Source organism: Desulfocucumis palustris (genome assembly GCF_002933875.1).
In the GTDB taxonomy this organism is placed as follows: domain Bacteria; phylum Bacillota; class Desulfotomaculia; order Desulfotomaculales; family Desulfocucumaceae; genus Desulfocucumis; species Desulfocucumis palustris.
Genome location: NZ_BFAV01000182.1, coordinates 23,702 through 35,508, shown reverse-complemented (window position 1 = coordinate 35,508; position 11,807 = coordinate 23,702). Strand labels below are relative to the sequence as shown.

Annotated in this window: 9 protein-coding genes; 4 read left to right on the top strand and 5 right to left on the bottom strand. The window is 52.0% G+C overall.

What is annotated here, in order from left to right:
- Positions 1-373 precede the first annotated feature (373 nt).
- Positions 374-508 carry a hypothetical protein gene (locus tag DCCM_RS19565; RefSeq protein ID WP_269433770.1) on the top strand — a complete coding sequence of 45 codons (135 nt, stop codon included), beginning with the start codon at positions 374-376 and terminating at the stop codon, positions 506-508.
- Between the two features lie 36 nt (positions 509-544).
- Here DCCM_RS19565 and DCCM_RS18180 read toward each other — a convergent pair whose 3' ends face one another.
- The 5 genes from DCCM_RS18180 to DCCM_RS18160 form a co-directional block, all read right to left on the bottom strand.
- On the bottom strand, positions 545-1,672 hold the full coding sequence (locus DCCM_RS18180) for an ABC transporter permease (protein ID WP_104373803.1): 1,128 nt from the start codon (positions 1,670-1,672) through the stop codon (positions 545-547).
- Positions 1,673-1,674: 2 nt separating this feature from the next.
- Positions 1,675-2,418, bottom strand: coding sequence for an ABC transporter ATP-binding protein (locus DCCM_RS18175; protein WP_104373802.1), 744 nt, complete (start codon positions 2,416-2,418; stop codon positions 1,675-1,677).
- A gap of 186 nt (positions 2,419-2,604) precedes the next feature.
- Positions 2,605-2,940 carry a hypothetical protein gene (locus DCCM_RS18170; RefSeq protein ID WP_104373801.1) on the bottom strand — a complete coding sequence of 112 codons (336 nt, stop codon included), beginning with the start codon at positions 2,938-2,940 and terminating at the stop codon, positions 2,605-2,607.
- A gap of 100 nt (positions 2,941-3,040) precedes the next feature.
- Positions 3,041-5,710, bottom strand: a complete 2,670-nt coding sequence (gene ppsA / locus DCCM_RS18165; RefSeq protein WP_104373800.1) for a phosphoenolpyruvate synthase — start codon at positions 5,708-5,710, stop codon at positions 3,041-3,043.
- Between the two features lie 377 nt (positions 5,711-6,087).
- On the bottom strand, positions 6,088-6,693 hold the full coding sequence (locus DCCM_RS18160; protein ID WP_165792244.1) for a TipAS antibiotic-recognition domain-containing protein: 606 nt from the start codon (positions 6,691-6,693) through the stop codon (positions 6,088-6,090).
- Between the two features lie 303 nt (positions 6,694-6,996).
- Here DCCM_RS18160 and DCCM_RS18155 point away from each other — a divergent pair, with 303 nt between their 5' ends.
- The 3 genes from DCCM_RS18155 (at position 6,997) to DCCM_RS18145 (ending at position 11,753) form a co-directional block, all read left to right on the top strand.
- Entirely contained in the window at positions 6,997-8,130 is a 1,134-nt protein-coding gene (locus DCCM_RS18155) for an ABC transporter substrate-binding protein (RefSeq protein ID WP_104373798.1), read from the top strand.
- A gap of 40 nt (positions 8,131-8,170) precedes the next feature.
- Entirely contained in the window at positions 8,171-9,565 is a 1,395-nt protein-coding gene (locus tag DCCM_RS18150) for an NHLP bacteriocin system secretion protein (RefSeq protein ID WP_104373797.1), read from the top strand.
- 73 nt (positions 9,566-9,638) lie between these two features.
- Entirely contained in the window at positions 9,639-11,753 is a 2,115-nt protein-coding gene (locus DCCM_RS18145) for an NHLP family bacteriocin export ABC transporter peptidase/permease/ATPase subunit (RefSeq protein ID WP_104373807.1), read from the top strand.
- Positions 11,754-11,807 lie beyond the last annotated feature (54 nt).

The following is an 11,807-nucleotide window of genomic DNA, read 5'->3' as shown; positions in this document are numbered from 1 at the left end:
GATAAACCGTAAAAAAACGGATAATTCAGTTGCGGAGCACATGCTGTAACGCCCCTTGAGAGCCTGTAAATTATCACCCTATTTTAACAAACCTGTGGGCAAAGGCCAGTACCAATAAAATAACCACCAGAACTATCAGAGCGGTTGCCCCAATTTTTTTCCTTTGTCCTAAATGCATGGCTTTTTGCCTTGCCTCCAAACACAACCGGCCCGGGAATCAGCTTTAATATAAATTCGGTCCCAAACGGAACCAGGAGCAAATCGTCCATGTAGCCCAAACCGGGGATTTGAGCATGGTCTTTTTCAGCAACAGCGGGGCGGAAGCGGTGGAAGGGGCACTGAAGGCCGCCCGCTGGAGAGGGACCCTGAAGATGTGCGCCGGGATGTTCTGGAAGAGCTGGTTTCAAAACGCCGGGCCGAGGAAATTTACGGGGTAATTTTTAAGGACGGCACCCTGGAAATAGATACCTCCGCCACTGCGGAAAAAAGAAATTCACTGAACCGGTGAGTTAAAAAATGTCCCTGCCCCACCGGCACAGAGTGGTTATATTAACAAAGGAATTAAAAGCAGGGCGGCTGAGATGGAAACAAGCAGGTAAATCGCCCCTTTCTGCCCTTTTTTCCACGCCTGTCCAATGGGCGCGAGCCTGTGCCAAAGCCGCTGGTCAATGTCTTTCTGGCTGTTTTTAAAAAATTGGTGCAGTAGGAATATCGTGAAAATGTAAAACAGCATCCGGGACGGAAGAGGTCCGGCGGAGCATATCAGAAGACTTCCGGCGATTAGCATCACAATATTTATTTTCATATCGTTTTTTCTGCGCAGAAATATTTTTACAAAAAGTTCCATGCTGATTTTTTCAGGGCTAAAACCATCTGTCCACCTCCTGGTCATTATGGGAAGAACAGGCTTCTTTACATATTTTCTTCTTTTTTCCCGGGGTATCAGTGAGGAAATAATAGACATTCTATTCTTATCTGATTCCTCCACCAGCATGTGCCAGTCCCACCGATTTTGCACATACACAAGTACCAGAGATAGGACAAGAACAAACATGGACAAAACCCACACCATATCTATACGCAGGCAGGCCTGAAGCCGCAATGGCCCATATGCCGCCGGAATCAGAACCAGAATCCTGGCCGCCCATTTTATAGCCAAATATAGATACTCATTTTTATTTCTCAACACAAATGTAAGGTTGAGCCATGTTATTTGCCATATTGACAGTAAAGCAGCCAGAAAAATAGCCTCTTTTATGCTAAAAGAAAGCAGATGCAATAAAAAAGGGTACAACACGAGCATCATAAAAAGGTTGGCCATAGATTCCCGGAACCATTGCAGTACCATTGAATAATAGACAAAACTCCTGGCGTTCCAAGGCCCTGCCCCCAGAAAGATCAGATCGGCAGCCACCAGGCGGGTATTATAGAATATAAGCAACGGACGAACCAACAGCAAGACCTGAGGCATGGACACCGAAAACAGAGCGATCCAGATTGGCAGGCTTTCCAGCAGCGATTTGTACATATATACTGCAAATAGCATATAAGGAATGATTATGTATATCAGCGTGGCTGGATCAGCCACGCTTTTCCATTCATTCCAGTATAGTTTCCAATCAAATAGTATTCTTCTTTTCCACAAAACGTAAGAAGTCAATTGTTTTTTCATCTTTATTCCAATCCGGAAACATGAATGTAAAGATCCAACAATGACTCGAAATGACCGAAATTTTCACAGAGTTGGCTCATTGTTCCCTGGGCAATCATTCTTCCACCGCTCATTATTATAAAGCGATCACATATTTTTTCTGCCGAGTCCAGTATATGGGTGCTCATAAGAATGCCGGCACCTCGGGATCTTTCCTCAAAAAGAAACCCGGTAAAAGTCCTGGTTGCCAGAGGGTCAAGACCTACAAAGGGTTCGTCGATTATGTACAGCGAAGGTCTGTGCAGCATGGCGCAGATGATCATCACCTTTTGCTGCATGCCTTTGGAAAATTCCGAGGGGAAATAATCGATCTTCCCCTCTAAATGAAACGACCGGAGCAGTTCCCTGGCGGAATTTTCATACGCCGTCCCATCCATACCATACATGGCTGCTATCATCATAAGGTGTTCCCGCAGTGTCAATTCGGAATAGACCAGGGGAACTTCGGGAATATAGCCGGTATGTTTTTTGGCCTGCCTGGCTTGATTTTCCATGGAATAACTGCAAATATGGACGTTGCCGGATATACTAGGTGTTAACCCCAATATTGCTTTGATAATAGTGCTCTTGCCGGCCCCGTTATTTCCGATTATGCCGACAATTTCACCGCTGTCGACATGGAATTCTATATTTTTTACCGTGTCGGCACATGACGAGTATCCCGCACTCAAATTCCGGCACAGTAACGCATGCGTGTTGAGCTGCATTTGTTCTACTCCATTTTTCTTTTCCTTAATATTTAAAACCGCCGGCGGCGGGGACTTCGGCAGCCCGCTGGAGAGGGACTCTGAAGATGTGCGCCGGGATATCCTGGAAAAGCTGGTTTCAAAACCTAGGCCGAGGAAATTTATGGGGTAATTTTAAGGACGGGTGCATCTGTGTTTAAAATTATATCATAGCGGAAATCCGGAAAGAAAGAATAAGGGGCTGGATAGCACGGGGAAGCAGGAAATATAGATAGTGGTTCCCGCTTCAATTAAATATGTTGGAATATCAGTATATTGCCGGTTTCCGTGGTTCCTTCCAGGGCATGGGAACATACCTTCTGTGTTGCTTATAATTCCGGGAAGGAATGTCACCAATGCAATAGACGCAGCAAAGGCCCTCTTATCACCACTTAAGCAATAGTTTAGTTCAAAAACACTGCAGGCGCCTTTAATATTCAACTTTGCATTTTTCTCCAGCTCCAAGTCGGAGATTACAATTTCCAGGCCTTTTTTGATTTGCATTCACCGAATCATACCTTTGCCCATTCCCGCAAACAGGCACCGCAAGCCGGATTCCTTGATAATTCTTGCCTAACGGCTTTCCAATAAAATGTTCCCTTATCTAATTTTGCAGCATTTCTACATATCCATCGGTTCCATTCACACAGATCCTCTGCCCGTCCTTTATCAGCTTGGTGGCGTTTTCCACCCCCACAACCGCCGGAAGACCGTATTCACGCGTGATGACGGCGCCATGGGTCATAAGCCCGCCCACCTCCGTCACCAGGCCTTTGACGGATACAAACAGCGGCGTCCAACTGGGGTCAGTGAATGTGGTGACCAAAATATCGCCATCCTCAATGTCGGCGTCCGCCATTTTTAAAACAACCCGGGCCCGGCCCTCGATGACGCCGGATGAAACTGGCATGCCCGCCAAAGCGCCCCGGGGAATGCTGCCGGCGTTGTATTCGCCAAATATGACCTCACCCTCGGAGGTCATCACCCGGGGCGGCGTCAGCCTTTCATAGACCGCGTACTCCTCTTTTCTCCGGGTTACAATGCTGTAATCCAGCTGCCCTGTGCGAACGGCCTCCCTGAGTTCCTCAAAAAACAGATAATAAATATCCTCCTTTTGCTTTATAAGGCCCTTTTGCACCAGCACCGCGGCCTCCCGCAGCAGGACATTCTTATAAATCCGGTAACGTTTTATCAGGGAATATTTGGGGAATTCCCGGTAGCCGGTAAAATTGCGTAAAACGCTGATCATTTTCTTTGTCTTTTTTGCCTTTTGCCTGCCGCCGGGCAATTGCTCCAGGCGGCTTAAGAGATCCCGCTCCTTCCTCTCCGCCTCCAGCCGTCCCTGCTCAAATTTGATGCTATGGGCATTGGGCTCAAAATTTTTAATGTTGCTTAAAATCACGGGAATCAGCGTGGTGGGCTTTTCGCTCCAGCGGGGCTTGGTGATGTCGATCTCGCCGGAACAATGCATGCCGTGTTTTTCAAGATACGCCCGCAGGGAGCGGCTCACAGCACCACCGCCCTCCAGTTCGGCCAGGTCCTCAAAAAAGGTTTCATCGGCGGCATGATGAAAATATTCAATCACCGCCGGGTATTGCCGGACCACATCCGATACATCCAGAAGTTCAAGACCCATTTCCGATGTAATGTTGTTGGGCACGGACTTGGAAAGGATGTCGGCGGCGTTTTTTTCACCCAGCCATTTTTCCATTTTTTTATTTATCCAATCCGACGCGTACATCCCGGCCATTATCGCTCCCATGCTGGCGGAATCAAACAGGACTTCTTTTAATTCATCTTTATCCTGTAAAATAAATTCAAACAGCGCATCTCCCGATACCTTTGCGATTCCTTGCTGCATATCGCCTACCAGGGCCTCATTGCGGGCGATCAGGTTTTGAATGACGGCAACATCGTTTCTCCGGTAAATCTTGATCCCTTGTATTACAAAGGGCAGCAGCATTTTTGACAATGTTACGGACCTCTTGCCCCGGGGCAGCGTTCGAATAAAGCCCTTCCGTTCAATTAGACCGGACATGGCGCTCTTCATTAAAAGGTCCGACTTGATCATACTATTGACCAGAACCTTTCTTCCTATCGGCGAGGCGAGGTCGTATGCTATATCGATAAACAGCCTTCCGCCGGCCCTGTACATGGGATAATCCGACATAAACTGAAAGAAGGACATGCCCAGCGGCTTGATGTCCTCGGTCATCATCTGCCCGTGGCCTATGGACATAAACACATGTTTTTTCCCATCCTTCACTTCCGGTAAGGGGTATAAAGTGGTGATGGGACGGCTCTGAACCACAAAAAATGCCAGGGAAAGCAACTCCTCCGGCTGACCGGCTCCGGTGCCGGAGGAAGGTTCCCGGCTGATGCACCATTCTATGTCCTGGGGACAGCCAAAATACGCCTCAATCTTCCTTCCCAGTCGCTCAAGCTGCAAAATCTGCTCATCCGTCAGCGTCTGCATATTCTGCCGCCAGGGCTCCATCTCCCGCTCCTCCGTGCCGCCTTCCTCCAATGCATAGACAGCTACTTTTTTGGCGGATATCTTTTTATCAAGGATTCTTCCCTCCCGGACTTTATAGCTGTCGGCATTCACCAGACCGGAGACCAGGGCCTCGCCGAGCCCAAAGCTTGCGTCAATGGACAGCACCTTCCTGTTGGATGTGACGGGGTCCGCCGTAAACATGATCCCCGAAGCATGCGGGAAAACCATCCGCTGGATGACCACGGACAGATAAACCTTAAGGTGATCGAATCCGTTCCGCATACGGTAGATCACCGCCCGGTCCGTAAACAGCGAAGCCCAGCACTTGCCCACATGCCGCAGAATCGCATCCTTTCCTTTAATGTTCAAATACGTATCCTGCTGGCCCGCAAAGGAAGCCAGCGGCAGATCCTCCGCCGTGGCGCTGGAACGCACGGCATAGGCGTTCTCCTCCCCAAGCCTTGAGAGATGCCGCAGGATCTCCTCTTCTATCTCCCCGGACATCTCCAGCCCTTCAATGACCCCGCGGATTTTTTGGCTGATTTCAGCGATTTTTTCCCTGTCATCCACCTTTAGAGCCGACAGCTGATCCAGCAATGCGTTAAGCTCCCCGTTACGCCCGACGGTTTCCTGATATGCCCGGGTGGTGACACAAAAGCCCCCGGGTACCGGTATTCCCTCAATCCTTGATAGTTCCCCCAGGTTTAAGCCCTTGCCCCCGACAACCATAAGCTTTGTTTTATCGATCTCCCGGAAATCAAGCACATATGAATTCATAAGGATATCCTCCTTAACCCTGCGGCAGATTGGTTTTGCAGAAGCTGGGAATAATCCTCCGGCCATACAGCCTGGCTTTAATCCTGGAGTATTCCCCGTGGGTATGGAAATGCCGATATGGAGGTATTTTTTAAAAAGGGAACGGATATGAAGCTTATAATTCAGTATTTTCACTTGAATACCGGTTGTTTATTCCTGAAATCCATTGACTATATTTGCTATAAAAATTCGTTTTAATCATAAAGTTGTAAAAACCGAGGCAAACCGCATAATAAAGCCGGATCCATTGTCGATCCGGCTTTATTATGTCCGTTCCAGCAGGGGCGGCCCTTACCCCCGTCTGATTTTGCGGGTGGGGAGAATGCCGGCGCTTTACCTTAGTCTTTTTGGCACCCGTTATCCACCAAAGACGATCCTTTGCAAAAATGCTGAATTGCTTCATTATAATAGGCGGCAAGTCCGGGAGCAAACTTTTCGTAATAAACAGTGAACCGCCCGTCGGTAACATACATGTTTCCCAAAGCGCTAAACATTTCCAGGGTGCAGGGATAAAAGGTATCCTGGATGAATTTATGCGATTTTTCCACCACCGCCTGTACCCCGGCATCATCATGCGGAACGTTGGCGTTGTATAAGCGGCATAACTCTTTGAGGTTATTCATTTGAATTTTGTTTATTCGTTCCCAGTCCTCTTTCGTATATTTTTTGGTTCTTTCCTTCGATATTTTATAGGCGTCGCTGTTGCCCCAGCGCTCCTTTACTTCCGCCTGGTACTGCTTTTGTTCTTCCAGCATTTTATCGTAATCAAAACCGCTAAACATGGCTTTATCTTCCATCTTCGTCGTTTCGGTTTGCAGTTTTTCCATCACCGCCATACCCACAATCGTCTTGCCCGCACCACATGGCAGTACAATAACGCCGTGACCGCCTCGCGTCTCGCCGTTTACGTGGAACAAGTCCGCCGCTTCCGGCCTCTTCGACAATGGCATCCACGCTGAGGTTGTCCAGCCCGTGTATTCTTATCAATTTTTCAGCGCTTTCAAAAATTTTTCTTTTGGTTTTAAGGGCCTGTAGTTTTTTGGAATTTTGTTTTTTCGGTTCCATATATTACACCTCATATTGACAAAATAAAACAATAAAATCTATAATGACTGTAGTCACCCAATTTATCGACAAATTATATATTAACGCTGCGGCTGTTTAAATACAGGACCAGGAGCTTTTTTCCCGGACAGAACTGTTGTGACGGTAATTTTGGGTCATATATGCACGGAGGAAATGTCGCCATGTGGAATCAATACAGGGCCAGGCTGAGCAGAGGCCTGTTGGTGGCGGGAGCCTTGAGCCTATTGCTTTTTACCCTGCTGGCAGGCTGCATGAACAGCAAGAGGGATATTTTAATCGGCGTGGCCTGGCCCTTCTCGGTGGAAAACGACCTTTTTAAAGAGGGAGTCGAGCTGGCTGCCGCCGAGATCAACGCTGCAGGCGGCATAAACGGCCGGCAGGTTCGCCTGCTCGAAAAGGACGACCAGGAAACAGTCACCGGCGGCATGAATGTCGCCCAGTCCTTTGCCAGAACCCCCAACCTCACGGCTGTGATTGGCCACAGCGTCTCCTTTATTTCGGTTGCCACGGCCAATATATACGAGAGCGCGGGCATTGTGATGCTTTCACCCGCAGCAACCTCTCCCGCCCTTACCCAAAAGGGCTACCGGTACATCTTCAGAAATATTCCCAGTGATGACGAAATTGCCAGGCAACTGGCCCTATATGCCGCCAAAGAGGGACACCGGCGCATGGTGATATACTACTGCGACGACTCCTACGGTATTGGTCTGGCCAATTCCTTCGAGGATCACGCCAAAGAAGCTGGTATTGAAATTGCCGACCGCTTTTCCTATTATGCCGACGCCAGGGATTTAAACAGGCTTAGCGCAAAATGGAAGGCGCTGGACTTCGACGGCATTTTTGTGGCCCACTACATGCCCGACGGGGCCCAGTTTATCGCCGATGTGACGCAGGCCGGCATAGCGGTGCCCTTTCTGGCCGGCGACGCCATGGATACGCCGGAACTCTGGGAGGTGGCCGGCCAGGCGGCCGAGGGGACTGTGGTGGGCACTATTTTCAATCCCCGGTCTCCCCGGGCGGAAGTGCAAAACTTCGTAGGCAATTTTAACAAAAAATACGGTAAAATGCCGACCTCCTACGCCGCCCAGGGCTATGACGCCCTTTACCTGCTGGCCGGAGCCGTCAAGGAGGCGGGATCGGCCGATCCCGGCGCAGTGGCGCAAAAGCTGCGGTCCTTCAAGGACAGGCCGGGGGTGGCCGGCTTTCATACCTTTAAGGAAAACGGCGACGATATAGGCGACCTGGTTGTAAAAAAAGTGCTCCGCAACGGGCAATTCGATTATATCAACTGACTGCCGCAGCGGTTAAATAACTAAAGAGGTGGCTTGACACATGACACAGGGTCTGTTCCGCAAGGCGGCGCTGGACAAGCTCTCGTCCCCCGAGCAGCTGGACCAGATGATCTCGGTGACCGCTCCCAGGGCCTGGTTCGCCTTGTTGGCCATCGCCTGCATCCTGGGGGCTACGGTGCTGTGGAGCGTTTTCGGGAGCATCCCCACCAAGGTGAGCGGGCAGGGAGTGATCGCCAACAGCAACGGGATATACAACGTGGTCAACAGCAGCTCCGGCCAGATTACCGATATCAGGGTGACGGTGGGCGACCATGTAAAAAAAGGCCAAGTGGTGGCCAGGCTCGACCAGCCCCAGCTGGCCGAGCAGATCAACGATTTGAAAAAAACGCTGGCGCAGCTGCAGAGGCTTGAAAAGGACGGTATAAACGAGGGCGACGACAGGAATATAGGTTCGGATCTGGCCGACCTGTTCGGGCTGACCCAGAAAATTACCGAGGCCGGGGCAGCCCTGGCCAACGCCGAGGCCGACTATAAAAACGCCATTTCGGGCCAGTCCCATGATGTCCAGATGGCCGAGATAAGCCTGGAGCAGGCCCGTATCAGCGAGCAGGTCAAGAAAAGCTACCTGGACAAAATGACCGCCCTTTACCAGGCGGGTGCAGTTTCGCAAAACGACTTCGATAACGCCCGCAGGGACTATGATTTGCAGCACCTGGCGGTGCAGTCGGCCCAGGCTGGCCTGAATAAGCTGGTGGCCGGCGACTGGGAGGAAACCATTATCAATTACAGGGAAAAACTGGAGCAGGCCCAGCTTTCGCTGCGCATGCTGGAGGAGCAGTTTGACACCACCAAGGTGACCAAAATGGCTGAAACCGGGGACAGAATCAAAAGATTGCAGGATGAGCTGATTAAATCTTCCGAGCTGTTGGCCCAGGTGGACGGCCGGGTGGTGGAGGTAAGGGCGGACAAGGGCGCCGTCGTGCAGCCCGGGACCAGCCTTTTCAGCCTTGAGCGCGAGGGCAGCACGATAAAGCAGGAAGTGGTGCTGTACGTCCCGGCGGAGGAGGGGAAAAGGATACTGCCCGGCATGGAGGCGCTTGTTTCCCCCAGCACGGTAAAGAAGGAAGAGTACGGCTACATACTGGGCAGGGTCACCTCGGTGTCGGAATATCCGGCGGCCGCCCAGGACATGATGCACACCCTGGGCAATGAGGGGCTGGTGACCAGGCTGTCCGGGGAGGGGACGTCCCTGGAGGTCCATGTGGACATTATCACGGACGAATCCAGTGTAAGCGGGTTTAAATGGACCTCGGCCGGCGGTCCGCCGCAAAAAATAAACAGCGGCACGCTTTGCCAGGGTTTTGTGACCATAAGTAAAGAGCGCCCCATAGGGATGGTCATACCAACCCTTAGGAGAGCCCTTTCCATTTATTAGTTAATCGGCAACGGGGGTCGGCGGGGTGAGGGAAAAGCGGACTAAAAGAGTAAAGGTTCCCACCGTGCTGCAAATGGAGGCGGTGGAGTGCGGGGCGGCCGCTCTGGCCATGATACTGGCCTATCATGGCAAATACGTGCCCCTGGAGGAAATGAGGGTGGCCTGCGGGGTCACCCGTGACGGCAGCAAGGCCAGCAATATTTTAAAGGCGGCCAGGCGGTACGGGCTGGAGGCCAAGGGCTACCGCAAGGAGCCGGGGGCACTGAAGGAAATGGAGCTGCCGGTGATCATCCACTGGAATTTCAACCATTTCCTGGTATTGGAAGGCTTTAACCGGGGCAACGCCCTTTTGAACGACCCGGTATGCGGCCCCAGGACCGTTTCCGAAGAGGAGTTCGACCAGTCCTTCACCGGCATTGTGCTGGCCTTTGAGGTGGGGCCCGGTTTTGAAAAAAACGGGGGCAAACCCAGTATAGCGGTGGCTTTATGGAGGCGGCTCAAGGGGTCGGAGAGGGCCCTGGCCTATGTCATACTGCTGGGGCTGGCGCTGGTCATACCGGGACTGGTTATCCCTGTCTTTTCCAAAATATTTGTGGACGACATATTGCTGGGGGGCAAGGGGAACTGGCTGGCACCCCTGCTGACGGGCATGTTCCTCACGGCGGTCCTGCGAGGCGTACTGACCAGGCTGCAGAAGTATTACCTTTTGAGGCTGGAGACCAAGATAGCCCTAAGCACCTCGGCTCAATTTCTATGGCACGTGCTCCGCCTGCCGGCGGAATTTTTTACCCAGCGCCATGCCGGAGACGTAAGCCTGCGGGTGCAGAGCAACGACCGGGTGGCCGGGCTGCTTTCCGGCCAGCTGGCCGCCAATGCGCTGAACTTTATAATGATTATTTTTTACCTGGCCCTGATGGCCCAGTACAGCCTTTTGCTGGCGCTGGTGGGGGTGCTGGCCGCCGCCGCCAACCTGCTGTACCTGAGATACGTTTCCCGCCTCCGGGTGGATTTAAATTACCGGCTTTTGCAGGATGTGGGCAAGCTTAAAGGCGCCTCCATGTCCGGCCTGCAGCTTATTGAGACTCTTAAGGCCACCGGGTCGGAGTCGGATTTTTTTGCCAAATGGTCCGGCTACCAGGCCAAGGTATTAAATTCCGAACAGGAGATGGGCGTTACCACCCAGTATTTATCGGCCATACCGTCCTTTCTGACCATGCTTGTCAACGCGGTGGTGCTTGTCCTGGGCGGTTTTCTCATTTTCAGGGGGGAAATGACCATAGGCATGCTGGTGGCCTTCCAGAGCCTGATGAGCAGTTTCCTGGAGCCGGTTAACGGGCTGGTGTCCCTGGGCAGCCAGCTGCAGGAAATGGAAGGGGACATGAACCGCCTGGACGACGTGATGCGCTACCCGGCGGACGCCCGCATGCGGGAGGACCAACCTGACGGCAGCGGCCTGGAGCTCCGCAAACTGGAAGGCTATCTGGAGCTTAAGAATTTAACCTTTGGCTACAGCCGCCTGGAGCCCCCGCTGATAGAGGATTTCAGCCTCAAGCTGGCCCCCGGCGCCCGGGTGGCCCTGGTGGGGGGGTCGGGCAGCGGCAAGTCCACGGTGGCCAAACTGGTTTCCGGAATATACCGGCCGTGGTCCGGGGAAATATTGTTTGACGGAAAGCCGTGGGAGATTACACCCCGGGCGGTTATAAACAATTCCCTGGGGCTGGTGGACCAGGATATATCCCTGTTTCAGGGGACCATCCGGGATAATCTCACCCTCTGGGACAATACGGTGTCTGAATTTGATATCGTCCGGGCGGCCAAGGACGCCTGCATTCACGACGACATCACCGCCAAGGCGGGCGGCTACGACCACCTGCTGGACGAGGGCGGCAGCAATTTCAGCGGCGGGCAGAGGCAGCGGCTGGAGATCGCCAGGGCTTTAACCGGCAACCCTTCCCTGCTTATTCTGGACGAGGCCACCAGCGCCCTGGACCCTCTTACCGAAAAGCTGGTGGACGAGGGAATACGCCGGCGCGGCTGCACCTGCCTGATAGTGGCCCACCGGCTGAGCACCATCAGGGACTGTGATGAGATTGTGGTGCTGGAGAGAGGGAAAATTGTCCAGCGGGGCACCCATGACCAGCTGAAGGATATAGACGGATTATACGCGGAGTTGATCAAGGCCGGGTAACGCTCTCTCCCAGTTACCGGTTGGATGACTTTTGTTGTCGGGAAAGAGGAAATG